The 24,135-nt window shown below is 62.7% G+C and carries 20 protein-coding genes; 10 read left to right on the top strand and 10 right to left on the bottom strand.

The window, feature by feature from the left end; genetic code table 11:
* Position 1: 1 nt before the first annotated feature.
* The 3 genes from gltS to TSACC_RS19520 are packed head-to-tail and all read left to right on the top strand — an operon-like array spanning position 2 to position 3,051.
* Entirely contained in the window at positions 2 to 1,198 is a 1,197-nt protein-coding gene (gene gltS, locus TSACC_RS19530) for a sodium/glutamate symporter (RefSeq protein WP_075081134.1), read from the top strand.
* A gap of 7 nt (positions 1,199 to 1,205) precedes the next feature.
* Entirely contained in the window at positions 1,206 to 2,180 is a 975-nt protein-coding gene (gene glsA / locus TSACC_RS19525; protein WP_075081133.1) for a glutaminase A, read from the top strand.
* Between the two features lie 19 nt (positions 2,181 to 2,199).
* Positions 2,200 to 3,051, top strand: coding sequence for a transglutaminase family protein (locus TSACC_RS19520; RefSeq protein WP_075081132.1), 852 nt, complete (start codon positions 2,200 to 2,202; stop codon positions 3,049 to 3,051).
* On the opposite strand, the gene TSACC_RS19515 is transcribed toward TSACC_RS19520, so the two are convergent.
* Positions 3,048 to 3,959, bottom strand: a complete 912-nt coding sequence (locus TSACC_RS19515; protein ID WP_084400748.1) for a helix-turn-helix domain-containing protein — start codon at positions 3,957 to 3,959, stop codon at positions 3,048 to 3,050. The genes TSACC_RS19520 and TSACC_RS19515 overlap by 4 nt on opposite strands.
* A gap of 56 nt (positions 3,960 to 4,015) precedes the next feature.
* Between TSACC_RS19515 and TSACC_RS19510 the strand changes: the two genes are divergently transcribed.
* Together TSACC_RS19510 and TSACC_RS19505 are read left to right on the top strand one after the other, a co-directional pair.
* The gene (locus tag TSACC_RS19510) at positions 4,016 to 6,181 is read left to right on the top strand and encodes an alpha-amylase family protein (RefSeq protein WP_075081131.1); all 2,166 of its coding nucleotides are present in this window, start codon (positions 4,016 to 4,018) and stop codon (positions 6,179 to 6,181) included.
* Between the two features lie 17 nt (positions 6,182 to 6,198).
* Positions 6,199 to 7,410, top strand: a complete 1,212-nt coding sequence (locus TSACC_RS19505) for a hypothetical protein (RefSeq protein WP_075081130.1) — start codon at positions 6,199 to 6,201, stop codon at positions 7,408 to 7,410.
* Here TSACC_RS19505 and TSACC_RS19500 read toward each other — a convergent pair.
* The 7 genes from TSACC_RS19500 to TSACC_RS21385 all read right to left on the bottom strand — a co-directional run bounded on the left by TSACC_RS19500 (position 7,400) and on the right by TSACC_RS21385 (position 15,134).
* Entirely contained in the window at positions 7,400 to 7,975 is a 576-nt protein-coding gene (locus TSACC_RS19500) for an NUDIX domain-containing protein (RefSeq protein WP_084400687.1), read from the bottom strand. The two genes, TSACC_RS19505 and TSACC_RS19500, sit on opposite strands and share 11 nt — an antisense overlap.
* 12 nt (positions 7,976 to 7,987) lie before the next feature.
* Positions 7,988 to 8,761 (bottom strand): deoxyribose-phosphate aldolase, encoded by a 774-nt coding sequence (gene deoC, locus TSACC_RS19495; protein WP_075081129.1) that lies wholly within the window; start codon positions 8,759 to 8,761, stop codon positions 7,988 to 7,990.
* Between the two features lie 16 nt (positions 8,762 to 8,777).
* Complete coding sequence (locus TSACC_RS19490; protein WP_075081128.1) at positions 8,778 to 9,533, bottom strand: GntR family transcriptional regulator; 756 nt, start codon at positions 9,531 to 9,533, stop codon at positions 8,778 to 8,780.
* Positions 9,534 to 9,868: 335 nt separating this feature from the next.
* Positions 9,869 to 10,861 carry a glycoside hydrolase family 130 protein gene (locus TSACC_RS19485; protein WP_075081455.1) on the bottom strand — a complete coding sequence of 331 codons (993 nt, stop codon included), beginning with the start codon at positions 10,859 to 10,861 and terminating at the stop codon, positions 9,869 to 9,871.
* Between the two features lie 82 nt (positions 10,862 to 10,943).
* On the bottom strand, positions 10,944 to 12,797 hold the full coding sequence (locus TSACC_RS19480) for a heparinase II/III domain-containing protein (RefSeq protein WP_169809716.1): 1,854 nt from the start codon (positions 12,795 to 12,797) through the stop codon (positions 10,944 to 10,946).
* A gap of 69 nt (positions 12,798 to 12,866) precedes the next feature.
* Positions 12,867 to 13,658, bottom strand: a complete 792-nt coding sequence (locus TSACC_RS19475) for a sugar phosphate isomerase/epimerase family protein (protein WP_075081126.1) — start codon at positions 13,656 to 13,658, stop codon at positions 12,867 to 12,869.
* A gap of 90 nt (positions 13,659 to 13,748) precedes the next feature.
* On the bottom strand, positions 13,749 to 15,134 hold the full coding sequence (locus tag TSACC_RS21385) for an MFS transporter (protein WP_075081125.1): 1,386 nt from the start codon (positions 15,132 to 15,134) through the stop codon (positions 13,749 to 13,751).
* A gap of 195 nt (positions 15,135 to 15,329) precedes the next feature.
* On the opposite strand from TSACC_RS21385, the gene TSACC_RS21995 reads away from it, so the two are divergent.
* Positions 15,330 to 16,424 (top strand): alpha-hydroxy acid oxidase, encoded by a 1,095-nt coding sequence (locus TSACC_RS21995; RefSeq protein ID WP_202816013.1) that lies wholly within the window; start codon positions 15,330 to 15,332, stop codon positions 16,422 to 16,424.
* The gene (locus TSACC_RS19460) at positions 16,421 to 17,338 is read left to right on the top strand and encodes an AEC family transporter (RefSeq protein ID WP_075081124.1); all 918 of its coding nucleotides are present in this window, start codon (positions 16,421 to 16,423) and stop codon (positions 17,336 to 17,338) included. The genes TSACC_RS21995 and TSACC_RS19460 overlap by 4 nt, the downstream gene beginning before the upstream one ends.
* 19 nt (positions 17,339 to 17,357) lie before the next feature.
* Here the strand turns inward: TSACC_RS19460 and TSACC_RS19455 are convergent, their stop codons facing one another.
* Both TSACC_RS19455 and TSACC_RS19450 read right to left on the bottom strand, forming a co-directional pair.
* Positions 17,358 to 19,043 carry a nitrite/sulfite reductase gene (locus TSACC_RS19455; protein ID WP_075081123.1) on the bottom strand — a complete coding sequence of 562 codons (1,686 nt, stop codon included), beginning with the start codon at positions 19,041 to 19,043 and terminating at the stop codon, positions 17,358 to 17,360.
* A gap of 282 nt (positions 19,044 to 19,325) precedes the next feature.
* The gene (locus TSACC_RS19450; protein ID WP_075081453.1) at positions 19,326 to 20,174 is read right to left on the bottom strand and encodes a helix-turn-helix transcriptional regulator; all 849 of its coding nucleotides are present in this window, start codon (positions 20,172 to 20,174) and stop codon (positions 19,326 to 19,328) included.
* A gap of 95 nt (positions 20,175 to 20,269) precedes the next feature.
* On the opposite strand from TSACC_RS19450, the gene TSACC_RS19445 reads away from it, so the two are divergent.
* The 3 genes from TSACC_RS19445 (at position 20,270) to TSACC_RS19435 (ending at position 24,128) form a co-directional block, all read left to right on the top strand.
* Positions 20,270 to 21,040 (top strand): ThuA domain-containing protein, encoded by a 771-nt coding sequence (locus tag TSACC_RS19445; protein WP_075081122.1) that lies wholly within the window; start codon positions 20,270 to 20,272, stop codon positions 21,038 to 21,040.
* A gap of 23 nt (positions 21,041 to 21,063) precedes the next feature.
* Entirely contained in the window at positions 21,064 to 22,119 is a 1,056-nt protein-coding gene (locus tag TSACC_RS19440) for a Gfo/Idh/MocA family protein (protein WP_075081121.1), read from the top strand.
* A 170-nt stretch (positions 22,120 to 22,289) separates the two neighbouring features.
* Positions 22,290 to 24,128, top strand: coding sequence for an SLC13 family permease (locus tag TSACC_RS19435; protein WP_075081452.1), 1,839 nt, complete (start codon positions 22,290 to 22,292; stop codon positions 24,126 to 24,128).
* The last annotated feature ends 7 nt before the right edge of the window (positions 24,129 to 24,135 follow it).

Below are 24,135 nucleotides of genomic sequence, written 5' to 3'. Positions count from 1 at the left end.
CATGCAAATCGACAGCTTCACCACGTTCAACCTCGCCATCATCGTCCTGGCATTGGGCAAATGGCTGACGCGGAAGTTCTCCATCCTGCGGGAGTTCAACATCCCCGAGCCGGTCACGAGCGGCCTGCTGGTCTGTCTCATCACGGCGGTGCTGCACGTGGTAGCGGGGGTCCAGATCGGATTCAACCTCGCGACGCGCGATTTCCTCCTGCTCTATTTCTTTGCCAGCATCGGGTTGAACTCGGATTTCAAGACCCTGCTCTCCGGCGGCAAGCCGCTCATCATTCTCGTCGTCGTGACGCTGATCTTCATGTTCCTGCAAAACTTCGTCGGCGTGGGCGTCGCCTCGCTGATGGGGCAGAATCCGCTCGTCGGCATCGTGGGCGGGTCTGTCTCGCTGCTCGGCGGCCACGGCACCACCATCGCGTGGGCCCCGACCTTTGTGAGCGAGCACGGCATCGCCAATGCCACCGAGATCGGTATTGCCTGCGCCACAGTCGGCCTCGTGCTTTCCTCGCTGATGGGCGGCCCGATCGCCCGCATGCTCATCACGAAGAACAAGCTGCAACCGGCGAAGATCACGCAACCCGACATCGGCGTGACCCATGACAAGAAGACGGACGAGATTGATTACTTCGGGTTTCTTCGCACGCTCTTCTGGCTCAACATCAGTCTGGCCCTGGGAAAGCTGATCCAGGACGGCCTCGGTTATCTCGACATCAGCCTGCCGCTTTTCGTCTGCTCCCTCTTCGGCGCGATCATCCTGACCAACACCGTGCCGCGTATCTTCAAGGGCTCGCCCTGGCCCGCGGGGTCGCGTTCGCTCGCCTTGATCTCGGATGTTTCGCTCGGCGTATTTCTCGCCATGTCGCTGATGAGCCTGCAGCTCTGGACCATCGCAAGCCTCGCCGGACCGCTGCTCGCCATGCTGGCGGCGCAGTTCATCCTCGCCTTCCTCTTTGCGATCTTCGTCATCTTCCGGGTGATGGGGAAGGACTACGAAGCGGCGGTGATCAGCGCGGGCTTTGGCGGCATCTCGCTCGGAGCCACGCCGACCGCCATGGCCAACATGACCGCCGTGGCGCAAAAGTACGGCCAGGCGCACAAGGCCTTTGTCATCGTGCCGCTGGTCTCCGGGTTCTTCGTCGATATCAGCAATGCCGTCGTCATCAACCAGTTCATCTCCTGGTTCCGCTAAACCTCCCATGGCCTGCAACGTCTCCAACGGCCGCCTCCCTTCGCCGGAGTGCGTGCAGACTCTCATCGAGGAAACCCACGAGAAATTCCGCACAGTCAACGAAGGCGCCAATGCCGACTACATCCCCGCGCTGGCCGGAGCGCCGACGGAGCTTTTCGGCATCTGCCTGACCGAGACCTCCGGCGTGGTGCATGAGGTCGGGGATACCAACACGCCGTTCTCCATCCAGAGCGTGTCGAAGCCCTTTGTCTTCGCGCTCATCTGCCAGGCCATCGGCGAAGATGCCGCGCGGGAGAAACTCGGAGCGAACAGCACCGGGCTACCGTTCAATTCCGTCCTCGCCATCGAGCGATCGAAGGACGGCACGACCAACCCGATGGTCAATGCCGGAGCCATCGCCGCAGCCAGTCTCGCCCCGGGTGGGAGCGCGGAGGAAAAATGGGCCTTTCTTCGCGACGGGCTGTCGCGTTTCGCCGGACGCACGCTTGAACTGGACCTCACAGTCTACGAGTCCGAAATGGCGACCAACCAGCGCAACCAGGGAATCGCCAGCCTGCTCGGGAGTTACCAGAAGATGTACTGGGACCCGGCGGAGGCCACGGACATTTATACCCGGCAGTGCTCGCTCAATGTCACCGCCCGCGATCTTTCCATCATGGCCGCCACGCTGGCCAATGGAGGAGTCAATCCCGTCACCGGCGAAAGCGTGGTCGATGCGATTCACTGCCAGCACGTCCTCGCCGTGATGGTGACGGCGGGCTTGTACGAAAACTCCGGCGACTGGCTGTACGCGACCGGCTTGCCGGGCAAGAGCGGCGTGAGCGGCGGCATGATCACCGTCGCGCCGGGCAAGGGCGGCCTCGCCACCTTCTCCTCCCCGCTCGACGAGGCAGGCAACAGCGTGCGCGGCCAGCTCACAGCGCGTCATCTCTCCGAGCGCCTCGGGTTGAACCTCTTTGCCTCCGAGCCATTCCGCGCCTAGCACCTTCTTTTCTCCCGCCATGCACAGCCTGCGCATCATTCACGAGACGACCTATCATTATAAAACTCCCGTAACCTTCGGAGAGCACACGGCGATGTTGCGCCCACGCGAGGGCCACGACCTGCATATCGACGATGCTCGCCTTGAGATCGAGCCGAAGGCGTCGACGCGCTGGCTGCGCGACATTCATGGGAATTGCATCTCGGTGATCGAATTTCAGGAGCCTTCGCAAAAGCTGCGCGTCTTTAGCGAGTGTCTCGTCACGATTTACGACGACGAGGCGAGGGAGGGCATCATCACGCCGTATGCGCGGTCGTATCCCTTTCAATACTCCGCCAATGAGCAGATCGAAACGCTGCTCTACCGAGTGCCGAGTTATCCGCATGACAGCCAGGCCGTGCAAGCGTGGCTCGCGCCGATTTACAAACCCGGCGACCTCGTGCCGACGCTCGACCTGCTGAAGCAGATCAACACGCGCATCTTTGAGACCTTCCAGTATTCCCGCCGCGAGGAGGCGGGGGTGCAGCTTCCCTGCAAGACGCTCGCGCTCGGCTCGGGTTCCTGCCGCGACTTTGCCGTGTTCATGATGGAGGCTGCGAGGAATCTCGGCCTCGCCGCGCGTTTCGTCACCGGCTACATCCTCATGGGCGAGGGCCAGCACGGCGCGACGCATGCCTGGACGGAGATCTACATCCCCGGCGCAGGCTGGCGCGGATTTGATCCGACGAACGACAAGCTCTGCGGCTTTGAGCATGTCTCGGTGGCCGTCGGGCGCGACCACGAGCGAGCGAACCCTCTCGCGGGCTCGTGGTCCGGACCGTCGGATGCCTTTGACCGCATGGAGGTCTCGGTGCAGGTCTTTCCCGCCTAGGCCGTCTCCAGCCTTGAGCGATAGGCTCCGGGGGTCAGCCCGGTACTCTGCCGGAAGCGTTTGCAGAAATAGCCGGTATCGGAAAAACCGCTTTCGTACCCGACCTCGGCCACCGAAAGCCGGGAACTCCCGAGCAGGCTCTTGGCGCGCTCCAGCCGCTGCGCAGTGATGTAGGCCACCGGAGTAAGGCCAAAGCTCTTGTGAAACACCCGGCAGGCGTGGGCATAGCTGCACCCCAGCCCCGCCAGCAAGGCCTGCACGCCGCCGCCTTTCACCGCATTGGTATCCAGAGCCTCCTTCACCGCATAGGCGAGCTGGGAGGAGGACGCGGCAGGACGTTTGACGCGATCCGACGGCCAGAGAAGGCGGACCAGAATCTCCTGCAACCCGCCCCGGCAAAGCAACCGGTTCAAGGCGTCGCCCGTCTGCCAGCGGAAGAATAGCGTGTCGAGCAGCGCGGCAATCGTTCCATCATCGCGGAAGGAGCCGACCATGCATCCCTGCGGGACAAATCCGGGTGGCGCGACCACTTTTTTTGCAACCGGACGACGGGGATGATAACTGCATATCGGCCTCGCCGGAGCAGGCTCCGCCAGCCAGTCAAAGTGAACGCAGGCGCGGTAAACCGGCCCCTTGCGCACGATGCTGAGGTGATTGGTGGCCGGCGGAATGATGGCAAACATCCCGGCTTTCATGTCCCACTCCCGATCTCCCACGCGCAGGAGATATTCGCCGCGGGAGACCAGCACGAGTTCGTGATCGTAGAGATACCGCTCAGGCTCAATGAAGCGCGATGGCCAGGGGCCGCGCCAAAGAATGTTGGGACGGGGAGAGATGCGATCCAGCCAGTTCATGGGTTGATTTTTTCCGAGGAGCTCGCGACCGGCGTGCCCGGTCACTTTCCTCATATAGATATCATTTTTGTCCTATTGAAGACGTTTTTTCCCATCGACACGATGAGGGAATGAAGCCCCGCCGCCGGTCAGGTTTATCTGACGCGAAGAAAACCGCCAAGCCCCCCGTCCCTCCGCTCAACGACTGGTATCAGCGGAGCTTCCGGCGATTTCTCGTCGACATCCATATCCCCGACTGGGACGCGCGATTTCTCTCGAAGCTCGATGCGCGCAAGTTCGTCGACACGCTGGCAAAGGGCGGCAGCAGCTCGATCATGGTCTATTGCAACTCGCACGTGGGCCCGACGCTCTATCCCTCGCAACTCGGCCCCGTCCACAAGGCGCTCGGGAAAAAAGACTTTGTCGGCGAGGTGCTCAAGCACGCCCGCGCCCGGGATCTCTCCGTCGTCGCCTATTACAGCGCGGTCTATAACAACGCGACGTTCCTCGAGCATCCCGACTGGCGCATCCTCCCGCACAATGGCGTGGCAGCCTATGAAAACAATCGCTACGGCACCTGCTGCCCAAACTCGCCCTACCGCGACTTTGCCGTGGCGCAGACCGAGGAACTCTGCTCGTGCTACGAGTTTGACGGCATTTTCTTCGACATGCTGTTCTGGCCCTTCGTCTGCTATTGCCCGCATTGCGAACGCCGGTTTCAGGAAGAAGAGGGCGCGAAATTACCGCGGGTCATCGACTGGCACAATCCGACCTGGATGGCCTTTCAGCGCGGCCGCGAGCGGTGGATGAAAGAGTTCGCCGGGATGCTTACCGACGCCGTGCGCCGCACGCGTCCCACCACGACATCAACGCACCAGCTCAGCCCGGTGCTGCATGACTGGCGCATGGCCATGCCCTACGACCTGACGGATGTTTGCGATTACGCGAGCGGCGATTTCTATGGGCCGCCCGCGCAGCAGAGCCTCGTCTGCAAGATCTTTGAGGACCTAAGCGTACGGAAGCCATTTGAGTTCATGACCTCGCGGTGCATCGATCTGTGGGACCACGTGACGATGAAGCCGGCCTCCAAGATGGAGATGCAGGCTTTCCTCGCTCCGGCCTTCTCGGCGGGATTTATGTTCATCGACGCCATCGATCCGGTCGGAACAGTCAATCCGAGAGTCTATGAGCGCATCGGAAAGATTTTCCCGAAGCTCACTCCCTACGAGAAATATCTCGGCGGCGATCTCCGGGCCGATGTCGCCATCTACATCAGCTCCGAATCGCGATTCAACTTTCAGGCCAATGGCACGCCCATCAACAAGCTCGACTCGCGCTCGGACAACATGGCGACAAGCTCCGGCATGCCCCACCTGGAAGCCGCCATGCGCGCCGGTCGCAGTCTGCAGGAGGCGCACATCCCTTATGCGGTGGTAACGAAACGCCACCTCGCGAAGCTGAACGATTACCGCGTGGTGATCCTGCCCAACGTCCTCGTCATGTCCGACGAGGAGGTGAGCGCTTTCCGGGACTTTGTCGCGGCAGGAGGCAGTCTATACGCCAGCGGCTACTCTTCGCTCGTGGCCGAGAATGGAGTGCAACGGGAGGATTTCGGGCTCGCCGATGTCTTTGGCGCGTCCGCGATCGGTCTGATGGAGCACTCCCTGGCATTCTTCACCCCGCGGGCCCGGACCTTCCGGGCCATGACCGCGCCGCAGGACCATCTCATCCATCGCAGCGGATGGATCACGGTACAGAACCGAAGCGCCAAGGTGCTCGCCCACCTCACGAAGCCGTGGTGTCCCGAGAAGGACGGCTCGGCCCTGCGCCCGTCATTCGCCAGCATCCACAGCACGCCGCCCGGCCCGGAGCCGTTTGCGCCGGGCATCACGCTGCATCGTTTTCAACACGGCCGGGCCTGCTACTCCGCCGGACCCATCGAGCAGGAGGACCAGGAGGTGAACCGGAGGGTCTTTGCCAGCCTGATCCGGGAGCTGCATGGAGGGACGATCCCTGTCGAGGCCGACGCGCCGGCTTATGTCGAACTGACGGTCTTCGACAAACCCTCCGAGCAGAGGATGAACCTCAGCCTTGTCTCGCTGAGACAGGACGAGGAACCCCTTCCGTGCCAGGGCAAGGTTCGCGTCCGCCTCGGAGACAAGCTCCAGCCCACAGGACTACGCTCCCTCCCGGGGCGTAGGAAATACCCCTTCCGCAAGATTCCGGGCGGCATCGAGTTCGCCTTCGAGGACTTCGAGGTCTTCGCGATGTTCGAGCTTGAGTACCGCACCTTGTAACTCCCGATCCATCCCTTATGAATACACGCTCCCTCACATCCCTGGCCCTCGAACATGGAGGCGGCATCCTGCGCCTCGCCCCGACCTGGGTTCCTCGCTTCTATTGCGTGCCTGGTCGACGCATCAAGCTCCACCCCGACGACTACTACGCCCTCGGGAGCGCGCGCGGCGGCTTTGACGAACGCTGGCTTTCCTCCACCACGCCCGCAAACAATGGCCCGCTCACCGCGCCCCACGAAGGGCTGAGCTTCGTGGTCCTGGAAGACGGGGGCCGAACCGAGAAAATCCTCTTCCGCGATGCGATCGAGGAGCTCCACGGCGGCATCATCGGCGAACGCATCTGGCAGGAGCATGGCTGCTGGCCGATGTACTCGAAGTTCTTCGACAACATGGGCGCCCTGCCCCATCACGTGCATCACCGCGACGAGCACGCGGCATTGGTCGGGCAGAACGGAAAGCCGGAGTCGTATTACTTCCCGCCCCAGATGAACAACCACGGCGGGGATTTTCCCTACACGTTCTTCGGGATCGAGCCCGGCACCACGCGGGACCAGATCCGCGAGTGCCTGGTGAATTTCACGAAGGGCGACAACAAGATCACCAACCTCTCCCGCGCGTATCGACTGGAACCCGGCACGGGCTGGGACGTGCCACCGGGCATCCTGCACGCGCCGGGCAGCCTCTGCACCTACGAGCCGCAACGCAACTCCGATGTCTACGCAATGTACCAGTCCCTCACCGGCGACCAGCTCGTGCAGGAGGAACTGCTTTGGAAAGACTGCCCCGAGAATCGCATGGGCGATTTTGACTACCTCGTCGAGGTGCTCGACTGGGAGGCGAATGTCGATCCGGAATTCGTCGCGAATCACTTCATGCGCCCCAGGCTGGCCCGTCCCACGGAGGAAACGCCCGGGTACGTAGAGAAGTGGATCAGCTACCGGTCCCCGGCCTATAGCGCAAAGGAACTCACCGTGCTGCCCGGCCAGACCGTGACCATCACCGACGCTGCGGCTTACGGTGTCATTCTGGTGCAAGGCCATGGCACCCTCGGCGGCTGGCAGGCCGACACGCCGACGCTCATTCGTTACGGGCAGCTCACCTCGGATGAGTTCTTCGTCACCGAGGAAGCGGCGCGCAACGGTGTGGTGATTTCCAACCCCTCGGCGACCGACCCGCTCGTCATGCTGAAGCACTTCGGCCCGGGCAATCCGGATCTCGTCATCCCGTAGACGCCGCAGCAAGCGAGCGCAGCAGCACCGCAAAGGCTCGCCGCATCGAGTCGAAAGCCAGTTCGTCGGGGTCGATTTCCCTTGGGTTGATCCATCGGAAATCGACCACCTCGCCATGCTGCATCGTGACGTCGGCAACCTTCACCTCCGCCGTGAAAAACACGTCACAAACGGGACGCGCCAGGCCTTGATAAACATAGGCATTGGGGAATGAGGCGAGATAGCGAATGTTGCCAGGAACCAGCCCGGTCTCCTCTCCAGTCTCACGCATGACGGCCTCCTCCAGATACTCGCCCGCGTCGAGGAAACCACCAGGCGGAGCCCATTTGCCCAAGGCGGGCTCCCGGCCCCGCCGAATGAGCAGCACCCTGCCCTCCGCGTCAAAGAGGAAAATGGCGACCGAGGTGACGGGGTTCCCGAATTCCCGGTGGCCGCAGTCCTCGCACCTCAGGCAGCCGCCGCCTCGCGACAGCTGCTTTGAGCCGCAGAGCGGACAATGGGCATACGCATCGACCATCGAGATGGCCGGGCGGGCGGAACGATCCTCGGGAGAGATATCCGGCATGGCGTCTGGGTGTCAGTATCCGCCCGGCGCGCTTGCCCCGGCCTCGTCGAGATGAGGTAGCGGCACGGAGCCGGGGAATCCCCGGCGCAGGGCGTCATTGAGGATGCTCTTTGTGGCGGTCGCGCCGATGCGCGTGACACCGATCTCGCGCACGGCCAGCAGATCGTCGAGGGTTCGCACCCCGCCCGCAGCCTTGATCTGGATGTGTGGTGCCGTGTGCCTGCGCATCAGCCTGAGATGCTCAAACGTCGCACCCTTGTAATTATACTGACCATCCGGCTGCTTCACGAAGCCGTAGCCGGTGGAGGTTTTGACAAAGGCCACGTTAACCTCGGAACAAATCTCGCAGAGGCGAATGATTTCCTCCTCGGTCAGGAAATCATTTTCAAAGATCACCTTGAGAATCGCTCCCACCGCGAGGGTCGCTTCGTTGATGAGGGAGATTTCCCGCTTCACGTACTCCCACTCGCCGCTTTTCACCTTGCCGGTGTTGACCACCATGTCGATCTCCCGGGCTCCGGCCAGCGCGGCGGACTCGGCCTCGATGACCTTGATGCCGGTGGTGCTGTTGCCGTGCGGAAATCCGATCACGGCACACGCCAGGACGTCCGTACCGGCAAAGATCTCCACGGCTTGAGGGATGCCGTATGGTTTCACGCAGGCGCTGGCTACCGCGTAGTCACGAGAAAGCTCGCACCCCGCCCGTACCTCGGCATCCGACATCGCGGGATGCAGCAGGGAGTGGTCGATCATCTTCGCCAGTTCGTTGACTGTCGGTTGTTTCATAGAGAGAAGCGCTGTCTTAGCAGTTTGAGTTCAGGTTCAGCGCCAGACGTGGGACCGCTGCGGCGCTTTCCACGACATTGCTCAAGGTGAACCGGTCGCCGCGATAGTGGAGCACCTGATACCAGAGCGGCTGCCCCTTGCTGTCGAAACCCACGCCTTCCAGCCGCAAGGCAGGAGCAGTCCATGCCACGCCCGGCCACGCGGGAGCGATGGCGGCGCGCACCTCGGCCTCCTCGCGCTGCACGATGAGACCATACCGTTCGCGGCAGAGCTGGTAAAATGATCCCTCCAGTTCCCGCCTGCCCAGCCTGGGATAAAGCGCTGCCGGGAGCCATCGCTCCTCGAGGATGACGGGGTCGTTGTCGATCAGGCGCAGGCGTTTCATGGAGATCACCCGCCCGCCCGCAGGCAGGCCCAGAGCCGCAGAGACATGGTCGGAGGCGGTCTGACGGGCCTCCAGCTCCACCAGCCGGGTGGACGGTCGATACCCCTGCTCGGAGGCAAACACCGTGAAACTCTCAATCCGGCGCAGGGACGTGAAAAGCGTCGGCCTCTCGGCCACGAAGCACCCGATCCCCTTGCGCATCTCCAGCCAGCCCTCGCTCGCCAGCTTGGACAGCACCTTGTTGGCCGTGGCCCGGCTGACCCCGTGGCGTGCGGCCAGATCACGCTCCGAGGGAAACTGCTGCCCGGGCTGCCAGCGCCCCGCCTCCAGCTCCTCCTGGCACAACCGGATCAACTGCTCGTGAATGGGGCGCGTCTCGCTTGCCATACCTCCCGAACTAACAGGTGGCCTAGCCACCTAGCAAGCGACTTTTTTTGGAATTCAGGGAAGGTAACTCGCCGCGAAGCGCATCGGGTCAGTCAATATCTCCGCCCTTCACATAGCATGCCACCGGCGCATTTGTCGTGGAGGGCGTTTTTATTCGAACAATTGAGCACGCACCCCAAAGCCGGACCAAATCCCGCAAAAACACAGCATCCGGAAATCCCCTCCCCGAAGATTCCATACCTTGGGCCGGACTTCCGGGCCGCAAAATCCGCTCGCGGGAACTCCTGTCGGAACGCTTAGCTTCTGAAACAGGAGTCCGGCGAAATGCTTACAAACTACTTCCCTACCGGATACTTAAGGATCTCCGCGACCAGTTCATCACGCCACGCGAAAGCGAGGGCGACATGCGTATCCGCCGCGCCATAGTAGATGGCGATGCGACCATCCTTCTCATCATGCAACGTGGCGCAGGGAAACACGACATTGGGCACCGATCCCGTCGTTTCATAATCGAGCTCCGGCATGAGAATGGGTCCAGTAATACGTCCGCGAACGATCCAGGGCTTCTCGAGATCGAGCAAAGCCGCGCCCATGCTGTAGACGAAGCCATTGCAGGAACTTCTCACGCCGTGGTAGAGCAGCAGCCAGCCTTTATCCGTCTCGATCGGCACCGCGCCGGAGCCGATCTTCACGCCCTCCCACCAGAGCGAACCGGAGGACATGACATGGCGATGGACGCCCCAGTGGCATAAATCGGGGCTCTCCGAGTAGAAGATATCGCCAAAGGGGGTGTGCCCACCATCACTGGGACGGCTGAGCATGGCGTACTTGCCGCCGATGCGACGGGGGAAGAGGACGCCGTTGCGGTTGTTGGGCAGGAAGGCATTTTCGAGCCGCTCAAACTTCCGGAAGTCGCGCGTCTTTGCGACGCCAATGGTCGGGCCGTGATAGTCGGCGCACCAGGTGATGAAGTAATCCGCACCGATGCGACAGACCCGCGGATCGTAGCCGTATCCCGAGCGATAGGCCGCGTCGCCACCGGTGAATTTGATCGGATCGTTCGAGATTTTCCAGCTGAGCGCATCCTCGCTCCATCCGAGATGCAAGTTGGGCATTCCATTCAGATGATCGGCGCGGAAGACCCCAACGTATCTGCCTTCGAAGGGAATGACGGCGCTATTATAAATCGCCTGCGCGCAGGGAATGGCGCGGCGACCGAGGATCGGATTATTAGGATACCTCCAGACGAGATCCTTGCTACCCTCGGGACGGGGGCTCCACGGGATCTCGGGCTGGGTGCGTTTTTTACGGGGCGATGACTTGGCCATGCCGCCATGATGCAAGGCGGCCCCGGTCGGCCAAGCAGACTATTTTTTCACCAGCCCTCCTGAAAGGGCTCGAACGCGGGAATTACTTCCAGTCCTTCAGCGGCTGCAGCGCAGGCGGCTCCACCGTTCCACTCGACCCGGGGACGGCGAGAACCCTCAACCTTCCCGCCGCATCGGACGCAGTCTTCAGGTGGATGTTCACGCGTTTGACGTCCGGATTGGGCGCATCAAAGGGCTGCATCAACTCCTCCGCCTTCTCAACCTTGATCGTGACCGGGCTTTCATCGAGGACGAGGAGATCGAGCGATTTCCCGTCCTTCCGGAGATGCACCTTGCGACCATCGACCTGCACATCAGCCCGCGTCATGAACTGCCAGCTGTAGTCAGTCTCCTGGCCGCGCCCCTTCCACTCATCCTGGATCAGCACCACCTTGTCATTCAGCACCATGACGCCGCGCTCTGCTTGAGCGACCTGATCCTGGTAAAGCGGGGTCAGGTCGAGCAGGGCGAAAGGCCTTTTCCCCTCGAGCTGCACCTTTTGGAAAATCGCATCGCCATCGACCAGCGGACGGGCGCCGTTGAAGCGAGGAATACTGTGCGACTCGGGACCGAGACGAAAGACGCCCCAGCGACCGCCTTTCCTATCCCAGAGAGGAATCTGGAGCTTCTCCAGGCTCTCGTACTCCTGCATACCGAGATCAGTAGCCCACTCCACACCGTCGGCAGTGAGATTGAATGACCCCGCATCCATATGAGCATGGCTGAGCGAGGGACTTCCGCCCTTGATCGCAAAGTAAAAGGCATTTGGATCGCCAAAGGCTGAGCGAAAGACCACGAGAGGGCCCCGGCCTCGGGCGTACCAGCGCAAGGGAGCAGGCTCATGCGCGGCGGGAGCGCCATCGGATGGCAGCAGCCAGAGCAAAGCCAGAGGAAACAGACGCCCGCCATTGTAAGGCTTTCCATCGTGTTTTTCCGGCTGCGCGTTGATGATTCCGGCGTTGGCGGCTATCCAGTCCGGGCGATGAAAGTGCCGGGCGAACCAGAAGAGCGGAAGTTGCATCCCTCGATTGCTTCTGCAATCGGAATAGCAGAAGTACCGCCCGATGGGTGAAACCACCTGCTGCATGTAGTCCGCACTGGCGGCGAAGCCCGGATAATCCGCGACGCCCTGCGTCGAACCGGTGAGGCGCTCCAGGGAGGCCGCGAGGACGACGTGAAACATGGTGCCGTAATCCCAGTACATCGGCCCCTCGAGGAAGGCGCCATCGGGAGCGTAGGATTCCGCCGCATTGGGCAGGTAGCGAATCGCGCGCTCCAATACCTTCTCGGCGAGGGCAGGCTCTCGGTCGGCCACGGCAATGGCGGCTGCGGACAGCCCCGCGTGACAGACCTGATTCCAGTTGTTCGTTCCCTGGACAAAAAATGGCTCGGGCGTAACGAACGACGGACGGATGCCCTTGTCAACGAGCGCCTTTGCGATTTCGTCGCGTTGGTCTGGAGTCAGCTTGTCATACAGCCAGTCGTAACCGATGGCCACGGCCAGGGACATTTCCGCAACGTCGAGAAAGTGCGACGGATTCCAGTCGCTGAACTTGATGACGGCGAGCATCTCCTCGATGGCCCGGCTGGAATAGCGCTCGTCCCCCGTGATCTGTGCGACCATCGCGAGGGCGGTGATGCGCTCCAGCGCCAGACGGGAGACATCCAGCAGACGGCGTCCCACCAGGGTACGCTCCACGGGCGGCTGATCGAGCATGCGATCGGCATTTTCGCGGACCAGTGCGAAAACTTTGCCGGATAGGGGATCGGCCTCAATCTGTCGCCGTATTTTTTCCCAGTCCCCGCCAGCAACCAGCAGGCGGGGATGATCGGGCAGCGGATGGGGGAGGACTGCGGGATCAGCTTTTACGATTCCGAGCAGGATGGGAGATATCATGGTCAGGAGGAAAAGGATTCTCATAGGAAAGACGACGCGCACAGCCGACTCTGTCGGAGGCAGCGAAAGCTAGCTGGCTGGAGAAAATCCCGCGGTGCGAAGCACGTCCGCGAATTTTGGCAGGGCGGCTTCCAGCGGGGCGAGTTCGGGATGCCATTTGCGTTCCCACTCCAGTGAGACTCCACCGGCGTAGCCCTGAGATTTCAAAAGCGAAAACAGGTCCTGGGAGGGAAACTCTCCCTCGCCGGGCGGCACGTAGTCAAAGCCCTCCGCCGTCGCGCGGCTGTCCTTGTAGTGGATGTGGCGGATGAGAGGGCTTACCGCCTGCCAGGTGTCGGCGAGGCTTTCCCCGCCGATGCGCCAGGTGTGATGACTGTCCCAGAGCAAGGAGAGCGGGGCGTCCAGCAGGGAGTTCAGCCGCTGGCAACGCTCGGAGTTGGAAAAGGCATCATGCATTTCCAGGATCGGCTCCGCCCTCCATCCCTCGGCAGCAGCTTTTTCCCGGATGCGCCGGACAACTGTAGCGGCATGCCGCAGCTTTTCCGGGTCCAGGTCCTCGCTGAAATCGCCTCCGCCAAACACCCGCACGTAGGGCGTCCCGAGTTGATCGGCGAGTTTCATGAAGCCAAAAAACGCCTCCACATCGGCATCGCCCGCCATGGTGAGGAAGAGGGAGGAACCCAGCACGTGAATGGGCAGGCTGCCCGCAGGCACGGGATTCTCCGCGAAATACGCCGGCATATCGAGGCTTCCCCCGAGGCTGCGAACCTCAAGAAAATCCAGACCGCAGGTGACGGCGAGATCGTTGCATTGGGCGAGGCTGTATTGAGGCGCCCCGAGAGTGGAAAAGCCGAATTTCATAGGGAGATGGCCAGCTTCGCGAAAGCTGGGAACCGGAGCAATGCCGAAAGCCGCCGTCCTGCGGGAAAATCCGTTCTACGCGTACAGCTCCTACTCGGGAGCGACGTACCCGGCAGGCCCGCCGTACCGCAGAAACCGGCGATAGAGCAGGAGGAAGAGCACGATGGAAACCACAGCGAGGATAAAGCCCATGAAGAACGTGTAGCGGTAGTTATGCCCGCTCTGGTCGAGAATAAAGCCCACCGCCGGGGCGAGGACGATATTCACGCCTGCACCGAGAATGCCTCCCGCCGACGACAGCTCGGCAAATTTCGCCCGGGGCAGCAACCTCGCACCCAGCGAGGCCGAGGCGGTGTAATAGGCGCCCGCCATCACGCCCAGGGCGACGAGGCCCACGAGGAAACTCACTTGGGATTCCACGAAAAGCCCGCAGGCCAGAGTGACCAGGGCAAAGACGGACTGCACGGCGATGGTGAGGCGCAACGGATGAACGCGATCCGCGAGAGCACCCAGCGGATAGGACACGACGAAGGAGATCAGGTACGTCAGCGCGATGTATTTGCCATACGTCTCGAGGCTCAGCCCGATGCTCTTCACATAAAGGAGGACGAAGAGGTTGAACGGAATGTTAGCTGCGCCCCCGATGATGCCCGAGAGGAAGCAGAGCAGGTAATACGGTTTGGTGAAGCAGTCGCGGAAGTAGGATTTCACCGCCGGGAGGAATCCCCCCGCGGCGTCCGGCCCCTGCGGCTCGGGGGGCGGCGGGTATTCCCCCTCCTTCACCTTCACCAGCATGACGGTGAATCCGATGCCGTACAGGATGGCCATCCCGAGAAAGATTGCCATGTGGTGCGTCTCGGATTTCCCGACGATCCAGAAATTGAAGAGCATCCCGGCGAAGAGGCTCACCGCGCGAAAGAGTCCGTAAAACCGGCCCAGCAGCTCCTGAGGGACCACGTCATTGACCAGGGCATTGAAGACAGCCATGGACACGACGCAACCGACCTCAAACAGCGTCCAGAACAGGGCGAGAAAGATCAGCGTGGCGAGGCTCGCCCCGAGCACGGGACCGAACCAATGCGACAGCGTCGTCCCCAGCGGCGGGCTGAAGGCGAGACCGACCAGACCGATGACGATGACGGGCGTGGAAAGGATGAGATACGGGATGCGGCGCCCGAGACGGCTGCGCAAGCGATCCGACCGGTAGCTCACGATGGGATTGAGCACCAGGCCGAGCAGCGCAGGCAGGGAGCCGATCAGGATGCCGGTGAGCATGTCCGGCGAGCCGTAGTTTTTGAAAAGGAGGGTGATGACGGGAGGGATCGAGCGGTCCCGCATCGACCAGGCAAAGTCTCCCCAGAGCAGCCAGACAAACAAGGCCACGATGCCCGCCGCCGTGTAGGTGAGAGTGCCCACCTTCCAGACCTTCCGCGAGGCCGGGGCGGCATCGGGTCGCAACTCGGAGGCCGGGTTCATCGCAGGATCTCGCTGAACAGGTGACGCTGCGGGGGAAGGAGGGACTTCAGCATGGTGCACTTCATTTGTCCGACACGGGGAGGAGTGAAACAAATTGCGGCTTGCTCTAACAATTGAATACCTCCGTACGAACCAGCTTAACCCGCGGAAAATCCCCTCGACAACTTTGATCCGCCCAAGCACTAAGGAAATGCCGTGAATGACATTTCGCACTGCGTCGAGGTCCATGATTTCGAACGGATGGCCCATGAGGCGCTCCCCCAGCCCGCCCGCGATTACTATGCGGGAGGCGCGGCGGATGAGATCACGCTGCGGGAAAACGTCGCGGCATTTCAGCGCACGGTCCTGATGCCACGCGTGCTGGTGGATGTTTCCCGGCCCGAGCCCGGCACCACCGTACTCGGCGAGCGCCTCACCCTCCCGCTCCTCATCGCACCGACCGCCTTTCATCGCATGGCCCATCCCGATGGGGAAATGGCGACCGCACGCGCCGCGGCGGCCGCCAGCATCGCCATGGTGGCAAGCACCATCGCCTCCTGCACGCTGGAGGAGATCGCCGCCCAGGGGCCGTCGCCCCGCTGGTTCCAACTCTACGTGCACACGGACCGCTCGCTGACCGAGCGACTGGTCCGCCGGGCCGAGGCGGCGGGATACACGGCGCTCGCGCTCACGGTGGACGCTCCGCGCTTCGGGCGGCGCTATGCCGACATGCGCAATCACTTCACCCTGCCGGATGGCATCACGGTGGCCAATCTCGCCGAGGAGGGGCGTGAAAAGATGGATATCGTCCCGGGCGGCTCGGGACTGGCGCAATTCATCGCGAAGCAATTCGACGCCTCGCTGAACTGGAGCGATTTCGACTGGCTGCGGTCGATCACTTCGCTGCCGATCCTGGTCAAGGGCGTGGTGCGCGCCGACGACGCGCGCAAGGCGGTCGATCATGGCGCGGCGGGAGTCATCGTCTCCAATCACGGCGGCCGCCAGCTCGATACCGCACCGGCGACCCTGGATGCGCTGCCCGCAATTGCCGAAGCCATCGGACACCAGGCCGAGGTGCTGATGGATGGCGGGGTGCGGCGCGGTACGGACATCCTCAAGGCCCTCGCCCTGGGCGCAAAGGCCGTGCTGGTCGGTCGCCCCATCATCTGGGGTCTGGCCGCCGGGGGAGAGGCCGGCGTCTCCCGCGTGCTGCAGCTTTACCGGGAGGAGTTTGAGCTTTCCCTCATACTCGCCGGGTGCGCCTCGGTCGCCGACATCACGCGCGACCTCATTCGCCAACGCACATCGTGACCCAGGTCTTTTTTTCCCTCGCCGCCATCGCCTTCATCGGGGCGCTGCTGCGCCAGTTTCTCCCCGCAGCGGAGGAGGCCCGTCAGCACCTGAACCGGCTGGTGCTCTATGCCTTCCTGCCCGCACTGGTTTTTCACACAGTCATTCAATCCGATGTCGACCGGCTTTTCTTTGCCATTCCGGCGGCAGCGGCGACCGGCGTGCTGGCCTGCCTCACGCTGAGCTTTGCCATCTTCCATTTCCTGCCCATTCCCGGCCCGACGAAAGGAGCGATGATCCTGGCCGCGGCGTTTGGCAACGTGACGTATTTCGGCCTCCCTGTGCTGCTCGGGCTCTTCCCCGGTCATCCGACCGAGGCCGCACAAACCTCCGTGCTCTTTGAGGTCACGAAATCCTCCCTCAACCTCACCCTCGGCGCGATGATCGCCATCGCCTACGGGTCGCACGAGAAGATCACCTTCCGCAAAACCGCGCTGGAGGCGCTGAAGCTCCCGCCCATCTGGGCGCTGGCCGCCGCCCTGATCTGGAAGGCGCTGCACATCCCCTGCCCCGACTTTGTGCTCTCCGCCACGGGAATCATGGCCGCATCGGTCAGCGGCATGATGATCCTGTCGCTCGGCATGGCGCTGCGCTTCCGCATCCCACGCCGCGCCTGGCTCGCCCTGCCCGTGGCCGGGGTGAAGCTCGCCGCATCTCCGCTCATCGTGGCTGCGGCGGCGGGAGCCGTGGGATTAACCGGCATCTTCCGCGACATGACGATCATGGAGGGCGCGATGCCCAGCCAGTTGCTGAGCTTCGTCATCGCCGGGCGGTTCAAGCTGGATGACGAAACCCTCGCCTTCGTGATCATGGCCGACACGATCCTGGCCTTCGTCACCCTGCCCGTCGTCCACAGCCTGCTCGCGTCCGGTTAGGGACCGCAGGCCGGATCAGTCAATAGTGGCACTCGCCTTTCTTTGACTCGACCTTGAAATCGCGTTCCGCATCGAGATCCCGGTAAAACGCCGGATCGTCCTCCACGGAGGGAGCCTCGGTTAGCGGCTTAAGGGTTTCCCGGATGTGCTCGACTCCCGCCCGGGCCACAAAGGCCGGAAAGGATTCCGCCTGCTGTCGCTCGTCGCGGTACAGGCGCACCGTTCGCTCGACGGCAGCGCCGATGCGCGCCGCCGGGATGTCGATCACACGCAACCCCGTTGTCTCCCCGAGAGCGGAACCCCCGGCGAGCAGGGCGTAGTGCGGGACAGCGCGTCCGTTCACCTTTTTCGAGATCCCATAAAGTCCGATGTCACTCGCGTGGTGATGGCTGCAGGAGTTGGGGCAGCCCGACACGCGCACGCGCAAATGTTGCAGCGAGGGATCGTAGCCGAGCTCCCCCTCCAGCGCCCGGGAGATGTCGGCGGCCGCGGAACGGGAACTCGTGATCGCCGAAAGGCAGGCCGACGAGCCAACGCACCGCGTGACATCGAGGAGCTTCCCGGCGCAGCACGTGGCGAGACCGGCAGGCAGCAGAAACTGGTACAGGGCGGGCAGCGCCTCAACGCGCACTCCGCGCAGGACGATATTCTGCTCGATCGACGTGCGCAGCCCGCCGCCAAACAAGCGCGCGGCCTCCGCGATGACGTGAAGCTGGTCCGGGCTGACGTCACCGAAGGGCACGCGGATGGTCACCGCAGCCAGGCCGGGCTGGCGTTGGCGGAGGACATTGGCCGCAGACCAGCGGGAGAAATCCTGCGCCCGATCGGCGGAGACGGCGCCCGCTCCCACGCCAAAGAACGAGACAGGAGGCAGGGAGAAATCCTCAACGTGAAAAGCCAGTTCGTCCGGAAACGCCCCATCCACCGGTTCGGCGCGGACGGCGTCGCGGAACTTCTCGATCCCCCACTCCGCCAGCAGCCATTTCAGCCGGGCGCGGGCGCGATTGTTGCGGTCCCCCTCGCGATCGAAAACGCGCAGAATGGCATCGATGGTGGGGAAGAGTTTTCCCACAGGCACAAACTCCTCCAGCACCTGCCCGACCTTGGGCGTGGCGCCCAGGCCTCCGCCGACAATGATGCGGAAACCGCGCTGCCCCTCGCGCTTCACGGCGCGGATGCCGATGTCGGTAAAGAACGCCCGCACGTGATCCTCGGGGCAGGAATCGAAGGCGATCTTGATCTTGCGCGGCATGCGCGTGAGCGTGGCGTGCTCGCGATAATAGCGATCCACCGCGAGCGCGAAGGGGGTGACATCAAAGGCCTCGTCCGGCGCGACGCCGGAGAATGGGCAGCAGACCACGCCACGCACGGCATTCCCGCCCGTCAGCACGGTGGTCAGCCCCGCGACTTCGAGACGGGTGAGATAATTGCACACCGCAGCTCCGGGAATCCCGGCCAGCTCCAGCCCCTGGCGGGTGGTGAGATGCACTCCCAGCTCCCAGCCCGACTCGCGGCTCAGCTCCGCCACGGCCTCGAGCTGATCCGTGGTAATGACTCCTCCCGGCACCCGCACGCGGATCATGTAATACCCGGGGGTGTTGCGCAGGCTGTAGACTCCCCGGCGCACGCGGACGGATTTGGTTTCATCGGTGGGGCCGGATTCGCTTTCGATCCGAATCGCTTCGGCTACGGGCTTGGTACTCATGGAAAGACAAGGCGCATGGCGGCAGCGGAATGCCGCCGATGCGACGGGCAAGGGGTTGAATGCTCAGGCAGTCCGGCAAGGACTCGCCGCGATGAAGTCGAGCGCATCCCTCGTCCGTGAAACCGGACGCTCATGCCAGGGGACATGCTGGGACGCGACGTTTTCGTGAAAGACAATCTAGTCGGTCGCTATTTCCCAAACAAACCAATAGACCGCACATCCCTTGTCCATTTCTCACCGTAAAATCACCGCATGCCTGACCGGGATCGGGCAAAGCTCCTCCTAGGCGACAGCGGCCTCGCGCCATGCCCTCGGTGTAAAACCCGCCTGCTGGCGAAAGACGCGGATGAAATAGGATGGCGAGGAGAATCCGCACATCCAGCCGATTTCGGAGATGGAATGCCTTTGCTCCGACAACAGATCCCTGGCCATCTCCAGGCGCTCGCGGGTGATCCATGCGCCCAGGGTCATTCCCCGCTCCTCATGAAAACAGCGCGACAGATAATTCGCCGAGCAGCCAAGGGTTGAGGCAATACCTGCAACGGAAAGGTCGGGATTGCCCAGCAGCGTGCGGGCGAGCTTTTCCGTCTCCGTGACGAGGGGTGATTGCGAGTCAATACCCCCGGAGGGCCGATGCAGTTCGCCCAGGGCGGTCACCAGAAAAACCTCCAGCAGGCTCTGACGGAAACCGCTGCGGTGCTTCTCCGCGACCGCAGCGGACATTTCCTCCAGATACCGAAACGCAGACCTTCCCCGCGAGCTCACCAGGTGCTCGGCTTGCGAGGCATGAATGCCCCCGTCGGGCGAGGCTGAGGCGCGATGGACGAGGAATCCGTCGCGAGCCCGCATGAACACGATAGTGCCAAAAGGACTCTTCAGGTCGACCGGCGTCTCGGCATGGGGCACGCCGGTCGGCATCACGCAGACCTCCCACGTGCGGAGGCGGAAGGAATCGGCCGGGCACTCGAAATCCGTCGCCCCGCCAGTCTGGATAAACAGCTCGGGATACGGGTGAAAGAACGATCTCGGCTTCCAGCGGAACAGGTCGCTGGATCGGGGAACCCGCACCTTCAACCGGCCGGCCCGCAGGGAAGCCAGGACCCGTTCGATATCCTTGGAGAGAGGAATCATGGAGGTAAGATTTTTACTATTCTTCGCAGGCAATTGAAACTCATTTCCGTTGTTTTCCGGGTACAACCTGCGATGTCTGGAAACAGAAATTTCCCATGACCTCTCCCATCAACGTCATCGTCTGGGGCGAATATCGCCACGAGAAACGCAACCCGAAAGTCGCCGAGCTGTATCCCGACGGCATGCACGAAACCATCGCTGCATTCCTGCGCAAAGACACCGCCCTGTCGGTCGGCACCGCCACGCTCGACGAACCGGAACACGGCCTCACCGAGGCCGTCCTGAAGAAAACCGACGTGCTCATCTGGTGGGGGCACATGGCTCATGGCGATGTGCAGGACGCCATCGTGGAGCGGGTGAAAAAGCGCGTCCTCGAGGGCATGGGGCTCGTGGTGCTGCACTCCGGCCACTATGCCAAGATTTTCAAGTCGCTCCTCGGCACCACCTGCTCGCTGAAATGGCGCGAGGCCAGCGACAAGGAGCGCATCTGGAACATCCTGCCGTCGCATCCCATCACGCAGGGGATCGGAGATTACTTTGAGATTCCGGCCGAGGAGATGTACGGCGAGCCCTTTGGCATCCCTGCTCCGGACGAACTCCTCTTCATCTCCTGGTTCACCGGCGGCGAGGTCTTCCGCAGCGGCGCCACGTGGTATCGCGGCAACGGGCGTATCTTCTACTTCCGGCCGGGCCATGAGACGTACCCGACCTATCACCAGGCCGAGGTCCAGAAGGTGATCACCAACTCCGTCCATTGGGCCCGCGCCACGGTGCGCATCCCCGACACGTGCCCCAACTCCCCCGCGCTCGAACCCCTGCCCGATGATCCGGAAGCGCACCTGCGATCCAAGATCGGCCACAAATAACAGCGCCCGCATTTCCCCATCCCATGAGTAAGAAAAAAGTTCGTCTCGCCATCCTCGGCACGGGTGGCATGGCCAATGTCCATGCCGAGAAATTTGCCGCCATCCCGGGTTGCACGATCGTCGCCGCGGCCGACGTGGATTTGCAGCGGGCAAAGGATTTCGCCGCCAAGCATAACATTCCCGCCGCCTATGCCGGCGTGAAGGAATTGCTGAAGAAGGCGGACTTCGACGCTGTGACGATCGTGGCTCCGGATGCGTTTCACGCTCCGCTTTCCATCGCATGCCTCAAGGCGGGCAAGCACGTGCTGTGCGAAAAGCCGCTCGCCGTCACCTACCCCGACGCCCGCAAGATGGTGGCTGCCGCGAAGAAAGCCGGAGTCATCAACATGGTGAACCTCTCGTATCGCGACTGGCCCGCCATCCAGGCCGTGGAAAAGGTGATCCGCTCCGGTGAGATCGGCGAGGTGCGCCACATCGAGGCCAGCTACCTCCAGGCCTGGCTGGCCAGCAAGGTCTGGGGCGACTGGCGCACCACTCCCGCATGGCTCTGGCGACTCTCGTCGAAGCACGGCAGCAAGGGCGTGCTCGGTGATGTGGGCGTGCACATCGTGGACTTTGCCACGTACCCCGTCGGCCCGCTCAAGTCGGTCTACTGCCGCCTGAAGACCTTCGCGAAGGCCAAGGGCGACCGCATCGGGGAATACGTCCTCGACGCCAACGACTCCGCCGTGCTCAACGTCGAGTTTGCCAATGGCGCCATCGGCACCATCCACACCACCCGCTGGTGCGGAGGCCATGCGAACCGGCTTTTCCTCAAGATCGCGGGCACCAAGGGAACGGTGGAAATCGATTCCGACAAAACCACTGCCGGCTATCGCATCTGCTCGGGTCCCGATCTCGACAAGGCGCAGTGGCGGGACGTCGAGGCCCCCTCGATGCCGAACAACTACCAGCGCTTCATCAAGGCGATTCAGACCGGCAGGCAGGAGCAGCCGGATTTCGCCCGCGGCGCGGAAATGCAGAAGGTGCTCGATGCCTGCTACGTCTCCGACGAGAAGCAGGTCCCGCTCAGCCTCTAGCCGACCGCTCAATCCCAAGGAACTCCACGCCGGGACTGCCTGAAAATCAGGCGGCCCGGCGTTTTTCTTGAGAATTTCCGAGGGCTGCGGAATTGCTCAATTGAAGGATGCGGCATTCTGCCTCAGAATTCCCCCTCCCTGATCCGCGGCTGCCGCAGATTGCCCGTGCCATGAATCCCTCGCTCCTCATCGTACTCTCCATCCTCGCCGCGGCGGTCGCGCTTTTTACGATCAACAAGCCCCGGATGGATGTGGTGGCGCTGCTCGTGATCGTGCTGCTCCCGCTGACCGGCATCCTCACTGTGCCGGAAACGCTGGCGGGATTCAGTGATGCCAACGTGGTCCTCATCGCCCTGCTCTTCGTCATTGGCGAGGGCCTGGTCCGCACCGGGGTGGCCTATCAGGCGGGGGATCTGATCATTCACCATGCGGGCAAGAGCGAGTCGCGCCTGATCGTGCTGCTCATGCTCGCGGTGGCTGGACTGGGATCGGTCATGAGTTCGACGGGAGTCGTCGCGATCTTCATTCCGGTGGTGCTGAGCATCGGCGGTCGGCTCGGCATTCCCATGTCCCGGCTCATGATGCCGCTGAGCTTTGCCGGACTCATCAGCGGCATGCTCACGCTGGTGGCGACACCGCCCAACATGGTCGTCGACAGTGCGCTGCGGCAGGATGGACAGGCGGGTTTCCGCTTCTTCAGCTTCACGCCCATCGGGTGCATCATCCTCGCCGCAGGCGTCATTTACATGCTCTTTGCCCGGAGGTGGTTGAACTCCGCGCCCACACCGCGCAAACACACCAGCCGGTCCCGGCGCAGCCTCATCGATCTCGTACGCGAGTACGACCTCTCAGGGCGCGAGTACCGCATGCGCGTCCTGCCGCATTCTCCACTCATCGGCAAGGCGCTGAAGGACATCCAGCCCCGGCGCAAACACCGCGCCAACGTGGTCGCCATCGAGCGGTCCGGAAAGCTGCAGAAAAACATCATCAACCCGACGGCTCATACGGAGCTCCTCGCCGGGGATATTCTCTTCGTCGACGTCCCCACACCTGATCCCGAGGAGGCGGCGGCCATTTCCGAGGAGTTCGGTCTTGCGCCTCTTCCGCTCAAAGGCGGGTACTTTACCGACCAGTCGCGGGAGGTCGGCATGGTCGAGGTCATCATTCCTCCCAGTTCCGGCCTCATCGGCAAGAGCATCGTGGAAGCGGAGTTTCGCAGCGAATACCAGCTCCACGTCATCGGCCTGCGCAGCGGCTCCACCTCGCTGCAGGACCAGATCATGGAGCGCAAGCTCAAGGCGGGCGACATGCTCCTGCTCATCGGCCCGTGGAAGGCGATCCGCAAGATCCAGGCGGACAGCCCCGACCTCCTCGTGCTGACGCTGCCGACGGAAATCGACGAGGTGGTCCCCGCCTCGCGACAGGCTCCGCTGGCCCTCGCCAGCCTCCTCGTCATGGTCGCCCTGATGGTTTCCGGCCTCGTGCCCAATGTCCTGGCCGCCCTCATCGGCTGCCTGCTGATGGGCCTGTTTCGCTGCATCGACATGAGCAGCGCCTACCGCTCCATCCACTGGCAAAGCCTTATCCTCATCGTCGGGGTGATGCCCTTTGCCACGGCCTTGCAGAAAACGGGAGGTATCGATCTCGCCGTCAGCGGACTCATCGATGTCTTTGGCAAGGCGGAGCCGCGCGTCCTCCTGGGCAGCCTCTTTGTCTTCACCGCTGTCATCGGCCTTTTCATCTCCAACACCGCCACAGCGGTGCTCATGGCCCCCATCGCGCTGAGCGTCGCCTCTCACATCGGCGCATCCCCCTATCCCTTTGCCATGACGGTCGCCCTGGCGGCCTCGGCCGCCTTCATGACGCCCATCTCCTCGCCGGTCAACACGCTGGTGCTGGGACCAGGTCAATACCGTTTTGGCGATTTCGTGCGAGTGGGCGTCCCCTTCACCATCATCGTCCTGCTGATCAGCGTGCTGGTCGTTCCGCTGCTGTTCCCCTTTCGATGACGTGGGA

The sequence above is a fragment of the Terrimicrobium sacchariphilum genome (genome assembly GCF_001613545.1).
In the GTDB taxonomy this organism is placed as follows: Bacteria; Verrucomicrobiota; Verrucomicrobiia; order Chthoniobacterales; family Terrimicrobiaceae; genus Terrimicrobium; species Terrimicrobium sacchariphilum.
This window is presented reverse-complemented; position numbering and strand designations above follow the sequence as displayed.